The 20,000-nt window shown below is 55.9% G+C and carries 24 protein-coding genes and 1 tRNA gene; 12 read left to right on the forward strand and 13 right to left on the reverse strand.

What is annotated here, in order from left to right:
* The first annotated feature begins 88 nt into the window (after window positions 1-88).
* Complete coding sequence (locus tag ACWFTY_RS16810; protein WP_447525324.1) at window positions 89-685, forward strand: hypothetical protein; 597 nt, start codon at window positions 89-91, stop codon at window positions 683-685.
* Between the two features lie 31 nt (window positions 686-716).
* Here the strand turns inward: ACWFTY_RS16810 and ACWFTY_RS16815 are convergent, their stop codons facing one another.
* Both ACWFTY_RS16815 and ACWFTY_RS16820 read right to left on the reverse strand, forming a co-directional pair.
* Window positions 717-2,108, reverse strand: coding sequence for a DEAD/DEAH box helicase (locus ACWFTY_RS16815; protein ID WP_447525325.1), 1,392 nt, complete (start codon window positions 2,106-2,108; stop codon window positions 717-719).
* Between the two features lie 108 nt (window positions 2,109-2,216).
* A complete protein-coding gene (locus ACWFTY_RS16820) occupies window positions 2,217-2,720 on the reverse strand; it encodes a hypothetical protein (RefSeq protein WP_447525326.1) in 504 nt (167 codons plus the stop codon).
* Window positions 2,721-2,874: 154 nt separating this feature from the next.
* Here ACWFTY_RS16820 and ACWFTY_RS16825 point away from each other — a divergent pair, with 154 nt between their 5' ends.
* On the forward strand, window positions 2,875-4,323 hold the full coding sequence (locus ACWFTY_RS16825; protein ID WP_447525327.1) for an FAD-binding oxidoreductase: 1,449 nt from the start codon (window positions 2,875-2,877) through the stop codon (window positions 4,321-4,323).
* A 50-nt stretch (window positions 4,324-4,373) separates the two neighbouring features.
* Window positions 4,374-5,159, forward strand: a complete 786-nt coding sequence (locus ACWFTY_RS16830) for a SapC family protein (protein ID WP_447526920.1) — start codon at window positions 4,374-4,376, stop codon at window positions 5,157-5,159.
* A 224-nt stretch (window positions 5,160-5,383) separates the two neighbouring features.
* Here ACWFTY_RS16830 and ACWFTY_RS16835 read toward each other — a convergent pair whose 3' ends face one another.
* A complete protein-coding gene (locus tag ACWFTY_RS16835) occupies window positions 5,384-6,271 on the reverse strand; it encodes an N-formylglutamate amidohydrolase (RefSeq protein WP_447525328.1) in 888 nt (295 codons plus the stop codon).
* A 138-nt stretch (window positions 6,272-6,409) separates the two neighbouring features.
* On the opposite strand from ACWFTY_RS16835, the gene cpdR reads away from it, so the two are divergent.
* Entirely contained in the window at window positions 6,410-6,787 is a 378-nt protein-coding gene (gene cpdR, locus ACWFTY_RS16840; protein WP_447525329.1) for a cell cycle two-component system response regulator CpdR, read from the forward strand.
* A 43-nt stretch (window positions 6,788-6,830) separates the two neighbouring features.
* Window positions 6,831-6,905 (forward strand) — tRNA-Val (locus ACWFTY_RS16845).
* A gap of 20 nt (window positions 6,906-6,925) precedes the next feature.
* Here ACWFTY_RS16845 and ACWFTY_RS16850 read toward each other — a convergent pair.
* The 4 genes from ACWFTY_RS16850 to rpmF all read right to left on the reverse strand — a co-directional run bounded on the left by ACWFTY_RS16850 (window position 6,926) and on the right by rpmF (window position 10,318).
* Window positions 6,926-7,966, reverse strand: a complete 1,041-nt coding sequence (locus tag ACWFTY_RS16850; RefSeq protein ID WP_447525330.1) for a helix-turn-helix transcriptional regulator — start codon at window positions 7,964-7,966, stop codon at window positions 6,926-6,928.
* Window positions 7,967-8,077: 111 nt separating this feature from the next.
* A complete protein-coding gene (locus ACWFTY_RS16855) occupies window positions 8,078-9,046 on the reverse strand; it encodes a beta-ketoacyl-ACP synthase III (protein ID WP_447525331.1) in 969 nt (322 codons plus the stop codon).
* Complete coding sequence (gene plsX, locus ACWFTY_RS16860) at window positions 9,043-10,086, reverse strand: phosphate acyltransferase PlsX (RefSeq protein WP_447525332.1); 1,044 nt, start codon at window positions 10,084-10,086, stop codon at window positions 9,043-9,045. The genes ACWFTY_RS16855 and plsX overlap by 4 nt, the downstream gene beginning before the upstream one ends.
* Before the next feature lie 52 nt (window positions 10,087-10,138).
* The gene (rpmF, locus tag ACWFTY_RS16865) at window positions 10,139-10,318 is read right to left on the reverse strand and encodes a 50S ribosomal protein L32 (protein WP_100093644.1); all 180 of its coding nucleotides are present in this window, start codon (window positions 10,316-10,318) and stop codon (window positions 10,139-10,141) included.
* A 197-nt stretch (window positions 10,319-10,515) separates the two neighbouring features.
* Between rpmF and ACWFTY_RS16870 the strand changes: the two genes are divergently transcribed.
* A complete protein-coding gene (locus tag ACWFTY_RS16870; RefSeq protein ID WP_447525333.1) occupies window positions 10,516-10,911 on the forward strand; it encodes an MAPEG family protein in 396 nt (131 codons plus the stop codon).
* A 64-nt stretch (window positions 10,912-10,975) separates the two neighbouring features.
* On the forward strand, window positions 10,976-11,347 hold the full coding sequence (locus ACWFTY_RS16875; RefSeq protein WP_447525334.1) for a hypothetical protein: 372 nt from the start codon (window positions 10,976-10,978) through the stop codon (window positions 11,345-11,347).
* Between the two features lie 34 nt (window positions 11,348-11,381).
* Here ACWFTY_RS16875 and ACWFTY_RS16880 read toward each other — a convergent pair whose 3' ends face one another.
* Both ACWFTY_RS16880 and ACWFTY_RS16885 read right to left on the reverse strand, forming a co-directional pair.
* A complete protein-coding gene (locus tag ACWFTY_RS16880) occupies window positions 11,382-12,044 on the reverse strand; it encodes an MBL fold metallo-hydrolase (protein WP_447525335.1) in 663 nt (220 codons plus the stop codon).
* 56 nt (window positions 12,045-12,100) lie between these two features.
* Window positions 12,101-12,754, reverse strand: a complete 654-nt coding sequence (locus tag ACWFTY_RS16885) for a S24 family peptidase (protein ID WP_447526921.1) — start codon at window positions 12,752-12,754, stop codon at window positions 12,101-12,103.
* 185 nt (window positions 12,755-12,939) lie between these two features.
* On the opposite strand from ACWFTY_RS16885, the gene ACWFTY_RS16890 reads away from it, so the two are divergent.
* Together ACWFTY_RS16890 and ACWFTY_RS16895 are read left to right on the forward strand one after the other, a co-directional pair.
* The gene (locus ACWFTY_RS16890) at window positions 12,940-13,083 is read left to right on the forward strand and encodes a hypothetical protein (protein WP_447525336.1); all 144 of its coding nucleotides are present in this window, start codon (window positions 12,940-12,942) and stop codon (window positions 13,081-13,083) included.
* Window positions 13,073-13,417, forward strand: coding sequence for a hypothetical protein (locus ACWFTY_RS16895; protein ID WP_447525337.1), 345 nt, complete (start codon window positions 13,073-13,075; stop codon window positions 13,415-13,417). The genes ACWFTY_RS16890 and ACWFTY_RS16895 overlap by 11 nt, the downstream gene beginning before the upstream one ends.
* Before the next feature lie 6 nt (window positions 13,418-13,423).
* Here the strand turns inward: ACWFTY_RS16895 and ACWFTY_RS16900 are convergent, their stop codons facing one another.
* Both ACWFTY_RS16900 and ACWFTY_RS16905 read right to left on the reverse strand, forming a co-directional pair.
* Window positions 13,424-14,452, reverse strand: coding sequence for a hypothetical protein (locus ACWFTY_RS16900; RefSeq protein WP_447525338.1), 1,029 nt, complete (start codon window positions 14,450-14,452; stop codon window positions 13,424-13,426).
* Between the two features lie 16 nt (window positions 14,453-14,468).
* Window positions 14,469-15,701, reverse strand: coding sequence for a TIGR04063 family PEP-CTERM/XrtA system glycosyltransferase (locus ACWFTY_RS16905; protein WP_447525339.1), 1,233 nt, complete (start codon window positions 15,699-15,701; stop codon window positions 14,469-14,471).
* 109 nt (window positions 15,702-15,810) lie between these two features.
* Here ACWFTY_RS16905 and ACWFTY_RS16910 point away from each other — a divergent pair, with 109 nt between their 5' ends.
* Genes ACWFTY_RS16910 through dgcA form a run of 3 tightly spaced genes read left to right on the forward strand, consistent with a single transcriptional unit; the run spans window position 15,811 to window position 18,390 of the window.
* Complete coding sequence (locus tag ACWFTY_RS16910; protein WP_447525340.1) at window positions 15,811-15,978, forward strand: hypothetical protein; 168 nt, start codon at window positions 15,811-15,813, stop codon at window positions 15,976-15,978.
* Complete coding sequence (locus ACWFTY_RS16915) at window positions 15,971-17,383, forward strand: putative O-glycosylation ligase, exosortase A system-associated (RefSeq protein ID WP_447526922.1); 1,413 nt, start codon at window positions 15,971-15,973, stop codon at window positions 17,381-17,383. The genes ACWFTY_RS16910 and ACWFTY_RS16915 overlap by 8 nt, the downstream gene beginning before the upstream one ends.
* A gap of 35 nt (window positions 17,384-17,418) precedes the next feature.
* Window positions 17,419-18,390 (forward strand): N-acetyl-D-Glu racemase DgcA, encoded by a 972-nt coding sequence (gene dgcA / locus ACWFTY_RS16920; protein ID WP_447525341.1) that lies wholly within the window; start codon window positions 17,419-17,421, stop codon window positions 18,388-18,390.
* Window positions 18,391-18,395: 5 nt separating this feature from the next.
* On the opposite strand, the gene ACWFTY_RS16925 is transcribed toward dgcA, so the two are convergent.
* Window positions 18,396-18,689 carry a putative quinol monooxygenase gene (locus ACWFTY_RS16925; RefSeq protein ID WP_447525342.1) on the reverse strand — a complete coding sequence of 98 codons (294 nt, stop codon included), beginning with the start codon at window positions 18,687-18,689 and terminating at the stop codon, window positions 18,396-18,398.
* A 63-nt stretch (window positions 18,690-18,752) separates the two neighbouring features.
* Complete coding sequence (locus ACWFTY_RS16930) at window positions 18,753-19,931, reverse strand: acetyl-CoA C-acyltransferase (RefSeq protein ID WP_447525343.1); 1,179 nt, start codon at window positions 19,929-19,931, stop codon at window positions 18,753-18,755.
* Window positions 19,932-20,000 lie beyond the last annotated feature (69 nt).

Here is a 20,000-nt window from a genome sequence, read left to right on the forward strand (position 1 = left end):
GGCGAGTCCGGCGCGAAATTCGACCGGAATCCAACATCGCCATTGATGTTTGCCCTCGCTGGTCTTAAGTCTGGCTGATATGAAAAACATGCTTCCAATTCTTCCATGCGGTGCCGCTCTGACGCTAGCACTGCTCCTTTCGGCCTGCGGAAAACAGGAAGCGGTCGGTGATGTTCCGTCGAGCGAAGAACTGGCGCAGCAAGCGGATGCCGCAAGCCAGGCGATCCGCGACGAGGCGGCTGCTGCAGAAGGCGATGGCGCGAAAGCGGCAGTCGACCTCGCCAGCATGGAAAGCTACGCCAACGCCTTGCGCGGCTTCACGATCATGGTGCCTGCCGGCTGGACCGTTGATACGGCAGCCAGCGACGACAATGGCCGTGTGTTCACCGAAACGACGAGCGGCACAAAACTGGCAGTTAGCTGGGTTGAAAATCGCGAAGACGCGGCCTGGAGCAAGGCTGTTGAAGCCGTCGAGGATGGTAACGAGACCATGGAAGGCGGCGCCGTAGGCAAGAATGAATATCGCGCTTCCGGCATCTTGACCAACGGCCTGAAATCCAGCCAGCGGCTGCTCCGCAAGCCCGACGGCACGATGGTCCAGGCCGAAATCACCTATGCCGCGGATCAGGCCAAGTCGACAGACCCGCTGGCCTCGGCAATATTGGATAGCTTGACGCTGCAATAGCGCTAATTATTAACGCTGATTTGACGACAGCCTAGCGGTTGAGCTTGGCATCCAGAAAGCTGGGCATCGGGCCATTCCAGCCGTCATCGGCTTCATTGCTGTCCTGCACCACAGGTGGCTTTTTCTCCTGGACTTTAGCAGCAGGCGCCGGTTTTTTCGGAGCATCGTTTTGCCGCGGCTTCTTCGGCCGATCATCCTGCCGCGCCTTCTTCGGCGCGTCGTCCCGTCGCGGCGCTTTCGCCTTTGCCGGTTCTGCCCGATCCGGTTTCTCGGCGACCTTCTCGGCCGGTTTTCCGCCAGATTTGGCCTTGCGCTCTTTGCGAACCGGAATTTTCATGCCGGTCAGTTTTTCGATGCTTTCGACATGCTCGGCATCGCTGCGGGTGATGAAGGTTATCGCAACGCCGGTTGCGCCAGCGCGGCCGGTACGGCCAATTCGGTGAATATAGTCATCGGGATGCCAAGGAATATCATAATTGATGACATGGCTGACACCCTTGATGTCCAGACCACGCGCGGCCACATCGGACGCGCATAAAATGTTGATTTCACCCGACTTGAACCGGTCCAGCTCCGCCAGACGCGAACTCTGGTCCATATCGCCGTGGATCTGTCCGGCATCAAAGCCGTCCTTGCGCAGGCTCTGGCAAAGGTCGCGAACTTCGGTCTTGCGATTGCAGAAGATGATAGCGGTTTCGACGCCTTCATTGTCCAGCAGATCAACGATCAACTTGCGCTTGGCTTTCGGAGCAACTTCTATCAGCGATTGATCAATCGAAGTATTGGCCGTTGCCGGGCGCGAAACCTCGATATATTTCGGATTGTTGAGAAACTGGTCGGACAATCTCTTGATCGGCGGCGGCATTGTCGCCGAAAACAGCATCGTCTGACGGGTCGCCGGCAGTTTCGAGCAGATCGATTCGATATCAGGAATGAAGCCCATGTCGAGCATCCGGTCCGCTTCATCGATGACCAGCAATTCGCAGCCCGACATCAATATCCGTCCGCGATCGAACAGGTCCATCAAGCGTCCGGGCGTCGCGATCAAAACATCAACGCCTTTTTCCAGCGCCTTGATCTGGTCACCCATCGACACACCGCCGATTAGCAGCGCCATGCTGAGATTATGGTTCTTGCCGTATTTCTCGAAATTCTCGGCGACCTGCGCCGCCAGTTCGCGGGTCGGCTCGAGGATCAAAGACCGCGGCATACGCGCACGCGAGCGGCCATGGGCCAGGATGTCGATCATCGGCAGCACGAAGCTCGCCGTTTTACCAGTGCCCGTCTGGGCAATGCCGATGATATCTTTCATCATCAGGACGGAAGGGATGGCTTGCGCCTGAATCGGCGTCGGTTCGTCATAGCCAGCTTCGGCTACGGATTTCAGCAGTTCTTCAGACAGGCCGATATCGGCAAATTTCATAGTGGTTCCGGAAAAATATAGGATGCAACCTTGCACCCTGTCTTAGCCTCTCGGGCTGTGCCGGGCAATGATCGCATATCCGGGATTTGTCAAGCTTTCTCGCTTGGTCTAGGGGGCCGGGACCAGTTCGCGGAACCGATCAATCTCGCATTTGGCTCCGGTTCGCGAGTGGAGGATATCGCGACCCGCGCATATTTTGCCGTCCTCCGTTTTCTCGACATAGAAACCCGAATAGAAACTGCGCGCCTGGCATTTATCCTCGAGCTGGGCCCTGATTCTCTTTCGGTCTTTGGTGATCAGGTCGAGGTAGCGATCCGCAAACATCTGCACGCCGAGAATATTGTTCATCGGCAGGCATTTACCCATTTTCTTTTCGCGATAGGTCTTTTCCACGGTCTCGCGTGAAAAATCCGCCGTGGGCGCCAGGGGCGTGGGTCGACGGCGAGGAACGCGGATGATCACCCGCTTTTCGATTCGGACCTGCGCAAAGAGCAGCGGCCGCTCCGCCACATGGACCATAGCTGCGTCTGCCGACGGAATGTCTATCGGCTGCATCTCGCGCACATCTGGCACAGAGAGCAGCAATATCGCTGTAAGTGACAGGCTCACCATAATCCCTTAACTAACCCTTGCCTTGCCTATATCAGCAGTGATTGAATATTGCATGAACTGAGAATTTGCCATCTATCATCATCCTCGTGCAATCCCCCTGTTAAGGCTGCACCCTGATGGCGGACAGATGGCACGACCGCAGAGGAACATGAATATGCCAAAAAGGGCAGAATGGCTGGAACAGATGCAGGCCGCCGTCGGCGCTAAAGGATTTACCCGCGCGGGTGATGAGATGGCGCCCTGGCTCACCGACTGGCGCGGCCGATATACCGGTGCGGCACAAGCCATGGTCTCCCCGGCGACCACGCAAGAGACCGCAGAAATACTGAGAATCGCGAACGAACACAGTGTGGCTATCGTGCCGCAAGGTGGCAACAGCGGCATGGTCGGAGGGGCGACCCCTGATATCGGGGGTCAGTCGATCCTCCTGTCGTTACGCCGCATGAACCGGATTCGCAGAACAGCGCCGGACGACCAACTGGTGGTCTGCGAAGCCGGTGTGATTCTCCAGAATCTGCACGAAGCGCTCGCGGCCGACGAGCAGAGATTCCCGCTAACCCTGGGCGGCAAAGGCTCCGCCACAGTCGGAGGCCTTGTTTCGACGAATGCCGGCGGCACCCAGGTGCTGCGCCACGGAACCATGCGCTCGCTGGTCGCTGGAATCGAAGCCATCTTGCCCGACGGCAGTATTTTCGAAGGGCTTGCGGCACTGAAAAAAGACAATCGCGGTTATGATCTGAAGCAGTTATTCGTGGGCGGGGAAGGCACCCTGGGCGTTGTCACCGCGGCGACCTTGAAAACGGTCCCCGCTCTGGTGGATCGCTGCGTATCCTGGGCCGCGGTCGACAGCACCGACGCCGCCTATCAGCTATTCCGGTTTCTCAACAAACGGACACCGCAATCACTGGAAGGCTTTGAGATCATTCCGGAGACATGCCTGAATTCGGTATTGCGCCACATTCCCGGCACCCGCTCGCCACTGGAGAGCAACCATCGTTGGCATGTACTGATCGAAATCGTGCGCGATCAACCGGATGCGCAGGATCCCAGATCCGTTACCGAGAAGCTGCTGGCAGAAGCAATAGAACGGGACTTGATTGAGGATGCAACGCTCGCGGCCAGCGAACAGCAGGCTGAGGATTTCTGGAAAATCCGTGATTCGATTTCCGAAGCCGAGCGCGCCAACGGCCCGGCTCTGCAACACGACATCAGCGTACCGGTGCCAGGCATGGCCCGGTTCATCAGCGAGGCATCACCGGTCATCGAGGCGAGATTTCCCGGCACGAAAGTCGCTGCATTCGGCCATATGGGAGACGGCAACGTCCACTTCCACGTCAAAGCACCAGCGGGTGTGCAGCCACAAGAATGGATGCGGGACTATGCGACGCAGATAACGCCATTGGTCCATGACCTCGTCATCGCTGCGGGAGGTTCGATTTCGGCAGAGCATGGAATCGGGCAGAATAAGCGCGCGGAACTGGAGCGACTGTCCTCCGATGCGCGCCTCTCCATGCTGCGCGCGATAAAAACAGCGATCGATCCCAAGAACATTATGAACCCGGGCAAACTCGTTCCCCTTGCGTCCGATCAGTCAGGCTCTTAAAGCGCAAGACAACTATTCGGTTTCAACAGTAATTTTCGGAGAATATGACTATGGCGAGCACGCCGCAAGCACAAGCCCTACCAATGTTCTATAATGATCTGGTTCCGCTCAATTCCAACGAGCACGCCAAATGGAAAATCAAGGGGCTCGACAACGCATCCTTCATGCAGTCGCAGCACGCCATTCCGATTACCACCGATGAATTCATCAATGCAGCGCGCAACTATCCGATTGTATTTTCGGTCGGCGACAATAGCGTGCCACTGATTCTCATGGGTCTGAACGAGGGCGTGAACACGTTCATGAATGACGAAGGTCAATTTCGTGAACCTGCTTATGTTCCTGCCTATGTCCGCCGCTATCCCTTCATGCTCGCGAAATTGCGTCCAGAAGCTGAAGAGCTCTCGCTATGCTTTGATCCGACTGCCAATGCGGTTGGCGACTTTAAAGAAGGCGACTCGCTGTTCGACGACGATCAGCCAAGCGAAACCACCAAGAATATTCTCAATTTCTGCGAACAGTTCGAACAAGCTGGCCAACGGACCGGTCAGTTCGTCCAGGAACTGGAAAAGATGGGATTGTTGATGGATGGTGAAGTTTCCATTCAACAAACCGGCGTTGAAAAGCCTTTTATCTATCGCGGATTCAAGATGGTCGACGAAGCCAAACTGCGCGATCTGCGCGGCGATGAATTGCGCAAGATCAACCAAAACGGAATATTGCCGTTGATCTACGCACATCTCTTCTCGCTGCAGATCATGCGCGAAGTGTTCGCCAAACAGGTTGAAGCCGGCAAAATGCCACAAGTGACCGAAGCACCTTCCGTAAAGGTTTAACCATTCAAGCTAGCCTGCTTCGCCCGATTTGGTCGAAGCAGGTAAATGCTGTCGGTAATTTTCCGCTTCTGGGGTCTTGCAACTCAATACAACAAGGCCCACATTAACGGTGTATCGGTTCGCATCCCCCGATCGGATCGGTACAGGCATTCCTTCGGAATGCCACCTCCCTGAACCTTGGCCACCTCGCCGAACCGGCGAGGTGGTTTTTTATTGAAAATCCCTCATTCTGCTGCTTCGATCCGATGGTGGCCTGACAATTGCTCGGCGAGCATTACGCAGCAGTTACGGATCAATTCCGCGATCGACCGGGCGGCCGCTGTCGGCTCGCGCATATTCTGATCAAGATATAGCGATCGATCCACTTCAAGCTGAAATGCATGGATATTGCGCGAGGGGCTGCCGTGCCGCTCCAGAATATAGCTGCCCGAATAGGGATGGTTCGTCTGAACAAGATGACCGTGCATCCGGAAATGGCCTGCCGCCAGTTCGACATAGCGCGATTCGCAGCTCCGCCCGAAGCGGTCCCCTAGAACAAACCCTACTTTGTTCTGATTCTCGTCGAATATCGATGGCATGCTGTGCAAGTCCAGGAGGAGCGCACATCCAAAAACGGACCGTATCTGGTCGAGAAGATTCGCCACCATCGCGTGATAGGGCTCGTGATCCTGTTCGATCCGGTCAATCACATCCTGATACGGCCATTTATTTCGCCACAAATTCCCCGCACCGTGCAGTCTGCGCGGCAACAAGCCCAGGCCCCCTCTCACCTTCTTGCTCTTCTGGGCTGTCTGCGACGGATCCATCCCGATCACCATGTCCGGGTCGATTTCCGTGCGATTGCGATTGAGATCGACCCATGCTCTCGGTTTTCGGGCGATGATCGAGGGAAATCCCGAGCCAATGGCTGATGCCGCCAGCCGGTCCGAATAGCGATCTTCCAGCCGCAGCAAATGAGAAGCCGGGACATTCAGATTGTCGAGAAGTTCGGGCGGATATTCCCGACCGGAGTGAGGCACGCTGACCAGAACCGGGAAGCCAAGCGTAGTGACATTGGAGAGCGAATAAGCCGGTACCGGGGATAATGTTTTGCCGGGAATCGAATTAGCCATATTTACCCCCGAAAAAATCGGCTTCCATCGCCGAAATAATCGCCATCTTCGGAAAAAAATTAACCGATTTGCACTTATATACCGGCCTCGGCATATAGGCGGGCCTGTATTCAGGCATATTCAGGAAGGCGTGACAAAATGATTCGGATTCTCCTCGCGGAAGATGAACAGGCGATGCGTGAGCATCTTACACGGGCACTGGAGAAAGCCAACTATGAAGTTGTCGCTGTAGACCGCGGAACTGCTGCAGTACCGCTGCTCGACAAGCAGAAATTCGATCTGCTTTTGACGGATATTGTCATGCCGGAAATGGACGGAATTGAACTGGCCCAGCATTGCGCCGCTGTCTGCCCCGAGACCCAGGTGATGTTTATCACCGGCTTTTCCGGCGTAACATTGCGCGCCGGACAGTCTGTTCCGAAGGCCAAAATATTGTCCAAGCCCTTTCATTTGCGCGATCTGGTTCTGGAGGTTGACCGGTTGTTTGAGCCAGACAGTATGAGCGACTTGAATTAAGCCTTGCGCCAGCCGAAGCGGCTGGCTAGACGGCCTCCAGCGTGGGCGTATAGCTCAGTGGTAGAGCACTTCGTTGACATCGAAGGGGTCGGGAGTTCAACTCTCTCTACGCCCACCATTTTTCAGACAATTTGATATTCAGGCAGCGAGAGCGATCGCGCTGCCGGTGTCCTGGCTCGGTGGATGGCCATACCAGCTCGTATAGGCGCGAGTGAACGCGCTCAATTCGCTATAGCCGAGCTTCGCGGCTATTTCGGAGAGATTGCGCGTGCCTTCGAGAAAGTAGAGATGGCAGGTGTCCCTCCGGACCTGCTCCAGTAGCTGACGATAGGACATGCCTTCGGCGACCAGTTTACGTCGTAAGGTCCGCTCCGCCATGCCGAATGTTATGGCAGCCGCGTCGAGGCTCAGACCGGATTTGTCGAGCAGATATAAAAGATATTCATAGGTCAGTTTCGCGAGATTCTGCCGCTCGAATCTGGCCCGCGCGAAAAACGCCTCCTGCCGCCTGACAGCGGAGACAATCGCGGGATTGTGACGCTGTATCGGCATGGTCATCGCCATGTGATGATATTCAAGATAGGTGGATGGTCGGTTGAAATGGCAGGGAATCGGCGCGCTGCTTGAATTTTCGGCGGGGAAGCCCCTGAACCCGTCGGGTCGGCGGTGGGAAAAATGTGCGGCCTTCACGGTTTTGAAGCGCCCATCGGCCAGCAACTCTCCGCATTGATGGACCAGTGCAAATATGATGTGAACCAGATCGGGCGAAACCACCTTGTCCTCATTCCACACCAACCGGTCACCGGAAGAGAGCGGCAAGAGTTTTACGACAGGCTTGTCGCCGCCCAACCGTTGTTCTGCAACAAGATCGAGCAACGCCTCACCAAAGCTGGGCTGAAAAAATGCGGAAAAGCCAAGATCGGAAAAGCCCCGTGGCACCATCTTGTTGCCGATCTCCGAGTGAATGTCCGTACAGTTGAGTTCTTCCTGAGCCGCGGCACAGAGACTGGCGACCGATTCGTCACCCAGTTGATAGCCGGGATCCCGTAATTCCGATTCGGAACATTGCAGTGCGCTCAAAAGCTGTGGCTTGCGGGCCTGAAGAGCATGACAGCTGAGATAGGCACGATAAAGAAACGGAGCCGCGATCTTCAAACTTGTGGATGCCGGATATTCCATGGTCCCAAGCTAGGAGCGGAAATGCATTCCGCTCAACTGGCTTTCGACAAGGATGTAAATTTAGCGACGAAAATGTAAATTATAATTAATTCGCGAACAAAAGCAGCGTGTTCAGTATCGAATGACCGACGCGCCCCAGGTAAATCCGCCGCCCATGGCTTCCAGAACCAGCAGGTCTCCGGGCTTGATTCGACCATCTCGCACAGCGGTATCCAGAGCCAGCGGGACCGATGCCGCTGAAGTATTGGCGTGAATATCAACGGTCTTGATCACCTTCTCGGGAGCAAGGTTGAGCTTTTTAGCGGTAGCATCCAATATGCGGGCATTGGCCTGGTGCGGGACGACCCAATCAACATTGTCGATCGATTCGCCTGCTTCTTCCAATACCTCTTTCAAAACCGAGGCGAGATTGACGACAGCGTGGCGAAAAACCTCACGGCCCTTCATGCGCAGCTTGCCGACCGTCCCCGTGGTACCGGCACCGCCATCGACATATAATAGCTGATTATGCGCGCCATCGGCGTGCAGACGGGTGGCGAGGACACCTTTTTCACCCTGCTCGGCTGCCAGCACAATCGCTCCTGCTCCGTCGCCAAAGAGAACACAGGTCCCGCGATCTTCCCAGTCGAGTATGCGGCTGAATGTTTCGGCACCGATAACCAGTGCATTTTGCGCACTGCCGACCCGGATCATGCTGTCCGCTACCGAAAGCGCATATAGAAAGCCCGAGCAGACCGCAGCGACGTCGAAAGCAACGCAGCCATTACAGTCCAGTGCGTCCTGAACGATGGTGGCGGTTGCCGGAAATGTCTGGTCGGGCGTTGCCGTTGCAACGATGATCAGGTCAATATCCGAGCCGCTGAGTCCAGCGGCTTTCATCGCTTTGCCTGCCGCCTCTATGGCAAGACTGGATGTGGTCTCGTCATCCTCGGCAATATGACGGAATTTTATGCCGGTACGCTCGACGATCCACTCGTCGGTTGTATCCACGCGCTGGGCGAGTTCGGCATTCGAAACGCGGGTGCGCGGCAAAGCCGAACCGGTTCCCTTAATCACAGAACGTCTTGTAGCAGCACTCATTTCGCCACCTCAGCCACTGGAGCGGCTTCGCTAATTTTTGTCAGGTCTTCACTGATCCGTTCGAGAATACTGTCCTCGACCAGCCGGGCAGCCACTTCGACGGCGTTGGCGACGCCTTTGGCATCTGCGCTGCCGTGACTTTTTACCACAACACCATTCAGACCCAGAAACACAGCGCCGTTATGATTATTGGGGTCCAGTTGGTCGCGCAGCATTTCAGTCGCCGGCCGGGAAATCAGAAACCCGATTTTGGAACGCAGACTGCTCAGGAAGCTTTGCTTCAGCAGGTCGGTGACAAACCGCGCGGTTCCTTCCAGCGCCTTGAGAGCCACATTGCCGGAAAATCCGTCGGTCACAATCACATCGACCTCCCCAGTGGATATCTTGTCCGCCTCGGTAAATCCGAGAAAATTCATATGCAGGCCCGCGGCGCCTTTCAGCGTCGCAGCAGCTTCCTGAATCGTGCCGGTACCTTTGGCCTCTTCGGTACCGATGTTCAGCAGCTTCACCTTGGGACGATCAAACCCGTGCATGATGCGGCTATATGCTGCACCCATCACGGCAAATTGTACGAGGTTGCGACTATTGCACTCTGTATTGGCGCCCAGATCGAGCATCACAACGTCGGTTTCTTTCATCGTCGGAAGCAGCGCCGACAATGCTGGCCGGTCAATACCCGGCATGGTGCGTAACGCCAGTTTGGCGATCGCCATCAGGGCGCCCGTATTGCCAGCACTGACAGCAGCACTGACTTCTCCGGTTTTCACGGCATTGACAGCCATGCCCATCGATGTTGTTTTGGAACCGCGCAGCGCCTGCGATGGCTTGTCGTCACCGGACACGACGTCAGGTGCATGCAAAATATCGGATGCTGCACTGAGGTTCGGATGGTCCTTGAGCGCTTCGCGAATCTGCGCTTCATCGCCGACGAAAAGGAACTGAAAGCCTGCATGGCGGTGACGCGCGAGCGCGGCACCTGCAACCATGATGCGTGGGCCTTCATCTCCGCCCATCGCATCAATCGCGATTCGCGGCCTCATTCCCACCAGTTATTCCCCTTGATTGCGCGTCAGAAGTCGACAGACTAGCTGATTAAAGATCAGCGGCCAAGACTTCACGACCATTATAATGGCCGCAGCTTCCGCACATGTGGTGCGGACGCTTCAATTCACCGCAGTTCGGGCATTCCTGATAGGCTTCGACTTTCAAAGCATCATGAGACCGGCGCATACCGCGCTTCGACGGTGTAGTTTTTCTTTTTGGTACAGCCATTGCTAAGCCTGTTCTCTAAATTTAAAATCAAATGCCTGCATCCAAGCCAAACAATCCAGTCTCCGTATTTTTGGAGAATCACCTGGTTGAGGTTCAGCAGATTGCACGCGAATTGGCGCGTATAATGAAATTCCTGTGCGTTGCAAGCATTCTGCTTCTATAGACGGCCTATAATTTTCACATATTTGGGGGACAAGATGATTTTACCGATAACATTGACCGTGGCGGGCGCAGCAGCGCTGATAAATATCTGGCTTATGATCCGCGTCGGGCAAGTCAGAACCAGCGAGAAAGTCAGCGTTGGTGACGGCGGCAACGAGAAAGTCCTCCGCCGCATGCGCGCGCACAGCAACTATATAGAAAGCGCTCCCTTCGTTATGCTTCTGGTAGCGGCCATCGAGCTTGCCAGCGCAACCTCACCCACATGGCTGTGGATCGTAAGCGGTCTCTATCTGCTCGGACGCGTCGCGCATGGCATCGGCATGGATGATGGCAAATTCGGCAAAGGCCGGATGGTTGGCACGCTTGTGACCATGCTGACACTCCTGGGACTGGGAATCTACGCCATCACCATCCCTTATTGGGGAGGATAGCGCAAACCCGGCCGGCAACTATGCCCGAGAAGGAATGCCGGCCAATAATGTATAGCAAAACATCATGCCAGATTTCACCAAGCTAGAGCTCGCCGCCTTACGTTCTATCTTTATTGAGACGTCTCAATATGAAGAGGGACTAGTGGCGCAGCTTGCGGGCGCTTCTGTTGCAGAAAGAGAGAATACCGGCGGCGGATTTTTCACCAGGATTTCCGTCGCCACGGCGTCTCAGCCACTATCATGTCCTCGCACATTTGGTCCCGAAATATATGCAGACGTAGAAGGGCTAGCATATGGGCTGGGGTTTGTGCTGTTCATGAAAGACGGATATCTGGATCTGCTGGAGGGCTATGCAGTCGGTTACGAAACTACGGCCTTGCTAAATCTGTCAGCAGTCAAGTTTACCATTTCGCGCTTCTCGGATGACTCGGATTAAACCCCGTTATAGCGAGTGAAGCGGTCTTGAACCCTTAACGCGCCGCAAGCACATCATCGGCAACAAACGCATTGGTTTTGCGCTCATAGCCAAACTGGCTGGTTGGCCCATGGCCTGGAATGAAGGTGACATCGTCGCCTAAAGGCCAAAGCTTTTGCGTGATCGCATCGATCAGGTCCTGATGGTTGCCGCGCGGAAAATCGGTACGACCGATCGAGCCCTGAAACAGCACATCGCCCACCACCGCCAGCTTTGAAGGCTGATGGTAGAAAATCACATGACCCGGCGTGTGGCCGGGGCAATGGATGACATCAAGCACCAGATCACCGACGGTAACCTGGTCGCCGTCCTTCAGCCAGCGATCCGGCTCGAAGCTTTTTGCCTGCATCCCGTATTTCGCGCCATCGCCTTCCAGTTGATCGATCCAGAACCGGTCGTCTTCGTGCGGGCCTTCAATCGGTATGCCCAGTTCTTCGGCGAGCATGCCTGCCTGACCGCAATGGTCGAGATGGCCGTGAGTCAGGATGATCTTTTCAAGATCAACGCCATGCTCCTCGACTGCCGCTTTCAGCCTGTTCAAATCGCCGCCAGGGTCGCTCAATGCGGCCTTGTTGGTCTTGGTACACCAGAGGAGTGTGCAATTCTGCTGGAGCGGAGTGACCGGAATAATCACGGCCTTGAGGGGTGCATCTGTCATGAGAGGCTATTTGGCGGCGCGATGCGCAAGTTGCAAGGCCCCAAAATGGAGAGTCGCTATAGCCGCCGTCCGGTCCAGACAACTTTGCCAATGATATTGACGCTTTCCGCGCTGACATCTTCCCAATCCGGATATTGCGGATTGTCGCTGCGGATCGACAGTTTTCCCGAAGGTCCCATGGCGACACGCTTGACCAGAAGCACATCATCCATGCGCAGCACATATATGCCATCGCGCAAGGGCCGGGAGGCAGCGCTATGGTCAACCATGATGTCATCGCCATCGCCCAGGGTCGGGTCCATCGAATCGCCATCAACGGCGATCAGCGATAGATGAGCGGGATCTATGCCCAGTCGCCGGAGCCATTTGGGCCCGAAGCCCATCGATTCAGCATATTCATCATCCGCCAAAGATCCGGGGCCTGCCGATGCGCCCACCTGCAATTGTCTGATTCGAAGCAGTCCATCCGGCGTGACCCAACCGGCCCGGCGGGATTCGCGCACAGCAGGAGCTCCAAGCAACCGTTCTTCCACGCCGAAAAACTCCGCCAATCTGCGCCGGTCTTCCTCATCCAGCTTTTTCGGCGATCCGCGGCGGAGATATTGCTGGATATAGGCGGGATTTTTGCCGAGCATCTTCGAGATAGCAGCGAAATCATAGCCGTTGTTATGGATCAGCTCTTCGAGATTGGCGCGTGGATCTTCGGACATGATCGCAACACCATATAGGCGCTGGCCGAAATTGGCAATAGGATTTTTCCTAGACATGTAGGAAATCACATTTCAAATAGGAATTTCCCTATTCAACGAGTCGCCGGATCGAGCGGCCAAGAGCGAGAAGGAGATTACCGGTGCCATTATTGCGAAAAATCGAAATATTTTTACGTGAAACTGACATGTCCTGGACAAAATTCGGGCGATTGTCGGTTCGCGATCCGCGCTTTGTTCAGGATCTGCGCAACGGACGCCAGCCCGGCAGAACCATTTCGGAGCGGGCAGAAAATTTCATGCATTTGTGGCGGGCCGAACATGCCGGTTAAGCCAGTGCGCCTGAAAGCCTGTCCTCGCGACCCGGGCTCGTCGCTTACCCGTCAGATAGAGACGCTGGCGGACGGTCACGCTCGCGTCATGTTAAAACGGGAACGCCCTTGGGCAAGCATCACCTTCGCCGGCACGCGGCACAGCTTCGCAATTGACTGGGAGGGGGCCGTCGACCCGGACGAGATACAAAAACTGGCCGAGGCCCTGCCGGACCATGAATTTTCAATCCCGGGCCATTTTGTCGCAGATATGGTGGTTATGGATCAATCGGAGACGCGATTGCTGGTCGATGCCCTGTCGATCATCGATCCCGCCGAGAACGCTCGGGACTAATCGCATTCAGCGATGGGCCGTCATCTTCTCCAAAGTGCCCAGTGCAGCCTTCAATGCCGCATCCATATCCGCTTGTCGGCCGGCCTGAGCATCGATTGCGACAGATTCGACCGACCGCAGCGGTGGAATGGCGACCGGAGCCGGCTCTTCGGAAACCTCTGCTGATGAATCCGTATTCTCGGGCTTCGGTGCAGTTTGGGAAGACCCTTGCGGCGGAACAATCCGCTCGCGCATTTCCAATATGTCGAGACGACGGAGACCGGCTTCCAGACGGTCCGCCAGCTGCGCCAATGACAGTGTGGACAAATCCTCGCGGGGTGCGCTCGATGCTTTTGGCTGAGCGTGATTTTCGGTCTGATTCGGCTCAGGCGTCTCTTCGACCACCGGATTCAGAACTTTTTCAGCTGCAAACGGATCGGGTTTTGCGATCGGCGACACAGATTGTTTTACCGGCTCTGCGACTTCTTTCCCGGCCCCGGACTGGTCAAACCGCTTGATTGATTCGGCAAGCGGCGCACCCAGATCGGAAGATGCAAAAATCGGCTGACGAACCGGTGCATCCGGATGACGGTCAGCCGCTCTGACGTTTGGCAGATCCTTCAGCTCGGTCACCTGTCCCGGCGATTTCTTCGGCTTCTTGAGAAATTTGGTCAGCGACTTAGCCGACAGGTTCAGCTTGGGCACTGAAAAGCGCGATTTGCTTTCCCGTTCTTCGGCCACCGGCTCACTCGTCAGGTTTTTGCGTAGTGCCAAGCTCATATCGGAGCCTCCTTCATATGATTTCGTCTTGTGGGTCAAAAAGAGATACAGAGCAGATGCGGATATCAGGCCCGCCACGACAGCGATCAGACCGCGCGCAGTATTCCCTAGCGGCGGTGCAGCGGCGGGGATGAATTTCGAAAGTCCGGTCGCTCCGACGATATTCTCAAGATAAACATGCGGCAAGGTGGCGATCACCAGCGCTGCCGCAATACCGCCCGTGAGGGCCATTGCGGGTTGTTTAAACCGAGCGAAATCCTGCTCTATCTGGTCCACATCATTCTCCACCACATCAGGCCGCGCGCTCGAAAGATTTGCGCTCTATCAACCTTTGGTAAACAGGGGTGTAACGCAAAATGTTTGACGACCAGTTACGATCCGCCTCAACAAATTTCCGTGCCGCCTCAATGACTTGCGGCCATGATGCGCTATTATCGAGCAAGGCGCCCAGTTTTTTCGCTATTTTTTCCGGATCACCCGCCGGGAAAAGTGTCCCCGTGATGCCGTCTTCAATCAGTTCCTGATGCCCACCGACATCCGACGCCGCCACGAGTCGGCCTTGCGCCATCGCTTCCAGCGGCTTGAGCGGCGTGACCAGTTCGGTAAGCCGCATCGCCTTGCGCGGGTAGACCATGATATCCATCAGGCCATAGAAACGCTCTACTTGCTCATGCGGAACTCGGCCGGTGAAGGTCACTGCAGACCCGATTCCCAGCCGCTCGACCTGTTTCTTCAGAACCTCTTCCATCGGACCACCGCCGACGAGCAGCAGATGCACATCCGGATGGAAGGCCTGAAGAATCGGCAAGGCGTCGATCAGATCGTCGATCCCCTCATAATCGTAAAAACTGCCGATGAAGCCCAGCACCGGTTTGCCGGTCAAACCCAGTTCGGCGAGAAGCGAATCATCGCGCGCCGGTGGCTCCCCGAACAGCTCCAGATCGACGCCATTGGGCGACACGGTTATTTTTTCGGGCTTCACGCCGCGTCCGATCAGATCGGACCGCAAGCCTTCGCAGATCACTGCAACGGCATCGGCGCCGTTGACAACATGGTTCTCCAGTTGCCGCGTCAGCCAGTAGCGCGGGCTGTGTTCCTTGCCGGTCCCATTGCCGACCGCTGCATCTTCCCAGAAAGCCCGGATTTCATAGACCAGCGGCAGACCCGTTTTCTCGGCGACACGCAAAGCGGCCAGTCCGTTGAGCGCGGGAGAATGGGCATGCAGGACATCCGGCTGCCACTCGTGGACGACCTGTTCGATCCGCTCCGCCAGGACCGCAACTTCGCGCCATTCGCGTATCGGAGATGGTCCCTGAACCTCGGCCAATGTTCGGAAGAACTGCAGATCATCAAATTCTTCCAGCGGCTGCTCCGCTACATAGCCATGCTGGTTCTGCCGGACACCGGTGACACCGGCTACGGTCAGACCACTGGCAATTTGCGCTTTCATGATCGCCCGTGTGCGAAAGCAATAGCCACTGTGCAGCGGCAGGCTGTGATCCAATATGTGCAATATCCGCGTCATGGCGAAAAGCTCTGCCAAAAAAGGATTAACGTCCCGTCAACCCAATAGCTGTATCGCGCAATGACAGAAGAGCGTGTTTTCGCCGCTCGTGCCGGGATATATTGGGTAGATGATAGACAATTTTTCTATCGCTTTGACGCATGGACTGTTGCTCATCGCCGCTTGGCGTCTGGTGCATCGTGACGATCTCGATGTCGAAGCACCGCCGGAACCCGACGAAGCACCGGGTGGTTTTTCGAAGCAATCCAGTGACAATGGATCACGGCCCGATGCGTGATCTCGTCTTTGTCGGATATCTGGTGGCGCTGCTGTTTCTCGCCTTCAAACGGCCCTTTCTGTTCACCCTGATCTATGCCTATATCGACATCGTTGCCCCGCAGCGGCTGAGCTATTTCATGCTCAACTCTGTGCCATTGTCACTGATCGTCTTCGCCCTGGCCTTGTTCGGCTATATGTTTGCCGACAATAAGCAGGACAGCCGCTTCTCTTTCCGGCAAGCGATGATGATCCTGTTGCTGGCTTATTGTGGATATACCACGTTGCAGGCGGAAGTGCCGGACGCGGCACTGGAAAAATGGGACTGGGTATGGAAGGCGCTGGTCTTCGCGATATTCCTGCCGCTCACCCTCCGGACCAAATTGCGACTGGAAGCACTGGCGCTGTTCATGGTGTTGTGCGCCGGTACATTGATCATTACCGGCGGAATCAAGACATTGGCCTCTGGCGGCGGCTATGGCGTGCTGGTGCTGCTGGTCGACAATAATAGCGGCCTGTACGAAGGGTCGATCATCTCGACGGTCGCGATCTGTATCATTCCGCTGATTCTCTGGCTGGCGCATTACGGCACGATTTTCCCACCCGACTGGCGCGTAAAAATCTTCTCCTATTGCCTGATCTTTGCCGCTCTACTCATTCCCATCGGCACACAGGCCCGAACAGGTCTGGTGTGCATCGGGGTATTGGCAGTGCTGCAACTGCGTTTCGCCCGTTACCGGCTGCTCTACGGAGGTCTTGCTCTGGCGCTCGGTGTCATGGCGATTCCGTTTCTGCCGCAAAGTTTCACCGAAAGAATGGCCACGATCGAGAATTACGAAGCCGACCAGTCGGCATCGACCCGGCTCGCGGTCTGGCGATGGACATTGGATTATGTGAAACAGCACCCGTTCGGCGGAGGCTTTGACGTCTACCGGATCAACAAGCTGACCTATGAACTTTCGGAAGTGGACATCGAGCAATATGAGCAGTGGGACATTGATCCGGACGATGTCGACGCCAGACTTATCGAAGACGAGTCGCGTGCGTTTCATAGCAGCTATTTCGAGATGCTCGGCGAACAGGGCTATCCCGGGCTGATATTGTGGCTGATCATCCATGTCGGCGGCCTGTGGCGGATGGAGATGCTGCGACGAAAATATACCAAATCGAAGAAGGAAAGCGAGCAATGGGTGGCTCCCCTCGCCACTGCCTTGCAGCACGGCCATATAATTTTCCTCGTTGGAGCCTTGTTTGTGGGCATCGCTTACCAGCCTTTTGTCTATATGCTGGTTGCTCTGCAAATCGGGCTCGACACCTATATGGCACGTCGATCGGCAGAGGCCCAGCAGCTGCCGCTCGCCAGGCAAGTGACCGGTGCGGCAAAACCAAAGACCTTGTCGCAACCGCGGCGCCCCTTCACTAATTGAGTGACGGCTGCGCGCCCGGGCTGTAGGATCGGCGCATGACGCTCACTGTTTCTGCCACCGTCGAAAGATGGCCTGTCGCGGGTGAATTCATCATCAGCCGGGGAGCGAAAAATCATGTCGATGTGGTGCTGTGCGAAATTTCCGATGGCACCCATAGCGGCGCAGCGGAGGCAACTCCGATCTATTACGAAGGCGAAAGCGCCGAGCAATGTGTCGAAGAAATCACGCGATTCGCCGCCCGGCATCCGGATCTTGATCGCTCTGTGCTGCTCCAGAACATGGCGCGTGGCGCCGCCCGCAACGCCCTCGATTGCGCGCTCTGGAATCTGGAATGCCGGAAAAGCAATAAAGCCCTGTGGCAAGTGGCCGGATTGCCCGAACCTGCCCCGCTGACCACAGCTTTTACGATATCGCTTGGTCAGCCGGAGATCATGGAAGCGCACGCCCGTCGGGCCGCAGCTATCGGGCATGGCCTGCTGAAACTCAAGCTATCGGGTCAGGACGACAGCGAGCGTGTCGCCGCCGTCCACCGAGGCGCGCCCGGTGCCCGGCTGATTGTCGATGCCAACGAAAGCTGGAACAATCTCGACATTGCCGCCGAAGCCGAGCGGCTGGCGCAATATTCGGTCGAATTGATCGAACAACCGGTCAGCGCCGGACACGATCATCTGCTCAGCGGGGTGAAATCACCTATTCCGCTTTGCGCCGACGAAAGCTGCCATACCAGCGCCGACGTCGAGAGGATTGCATCTTATTATGATGCGGTGAATATCAAACTCGACAAGGCTGGCGGATTGACCGAAGCAATGGCGATCGCCCATGCAGCGCAAGCCACAGACATGAAAATCATGGTCGGCTGCATGCTCTCGACATCATTGGGTATAAGGCCAGCATTCGCGCTCGCACAGCTTGCGCATTGGGTCGATCTCGATGGGCCACTATTGCTGGCGGAAGACCGGATCGATGGTTTCCGGTTTAAAGGCGGGAAAATATTTCCCGCCCACTAAACGGACTAGATACCGTCGAGACGTTCGATTACGGGAGCAGCCGCCATACATGGTGCCAGCTTGGGGCCACTGGCGCGGAAATGATCGGATTTTCCATGCGCATCCAGAGCCGCCTGATCGACATAGCGCTCGAGAACTTTATATTCTTGGGGGTTTTCCTTGCTCTGGAAGACCGAATAAAATTCATTGCCCGGTTCGTTTGCACGAACTGCAGCCATCAACTCGGAAAAAGCGGCTTCAAAATCGGCATTCTTGCCTTCGGCCACGGTCAATGTTGCGATGACGCCTACTGCTGTCATGATATTCTCTCCCTGATAGAAAAAGGGCCGGCGATTTCCCGCCGGCCCACTGAATTTTGATTTCTAGAAAATTTCGAACAGTCCGGCTGCACCCTGTCCGCCACCGATGCACATGGTGACCACGGCATATTTCGCGCCGCGACGTTTGCCTTCGATCAGCGCATGGCCGGTGCAACGTGCGCCGGTCATACCATAGGGGTGACCAATCGAGATCGAGCCGCCGTTGACGTTCAGAAGCTCGTCAGGAATACCCAGCTTCTGCTGGCAATAGAGCACCTGCACAGCGAAAGCTTCATTGAGCTCCCAAAGGCCGATGTCATCCATCTTGACGTTAAAGCGTTCAAGCAACTTGGGGATCGCGAAAACCGGACCAATGCCCATTTCATCAGGCTTGGTACCGGCAACAGCCATACCGACATAGCGGCCCAGCGGGTTGAGCCCGGCTTTCTCGGCCGCTTTTGCTTCCATAATCACGCTGGCAGAAGAACCGTCGGAAAGCTGCGATGCGTTACCGGCAGTGACAATATTGCCGGGGCCGAGAACCGGCTTCAGACCTTGAAGACCTTCAAGCGTCGTCGAGGGCCGGTTGCCTTCGTCCTTGTTGATCGTGACTTCGACATGGGAAATTTCTTTGGTTTCCTTGTCCTGCACACCCATGGTGGTGGTCACTTCGACGATTTCAGCGTCAAAACGGCCAGCTTCCTGAGCTGCTGCGGTGCGCATTTGCGACTGATAAGCATATTCGTCGCAAGCGTCCCGGCTGATATTATAGCGTTTGCCAACCACTTCAGCGGTCTGCAGCATCGGCATGTAGATATCTTCATGCATCTTCATCAGCTCGCGATCCGGCTGAACCCGCATTTCCGGGGTCTGGACGGTAGAGATCGAATCCTGTCCGCCGCCAACAACCACATCCATCATGTCCAGCGTGACCTGTTTGGATGCCGTTGCAATCGCCATCAGACCGGAGGAACATTGACGATCGATAGTCATACCGGGCACTTCGATCGGGAAGCCTGCGCGCAGTGCAACCTGACGGGCAAGATTGCCGCCCTGGGATCCCTGCTGCAAAGCGCTACCCCATACAACATCGTCGATCGTGCCCGGGTCGATGCCGGCTCTTTCGACAGCCGCTTTTGCGGAATAATGACCAAGGGTGGCACCGGTTGTGGTGTTGAAAGCGCCCTTATAGGCGCGCCCGATGGGGGTACGGGCGGTTGAAACGATGACTGCGTCACGCATTGTGCAATTCCTTTATAGTTAAAAACCGGAGTCGGATTTTGAGCCTATTGTCCTCGTTAATCGGTCAAT

Source organism: Parasphingorhabdus sp. NYA22, from assembly GCF_976973735.1.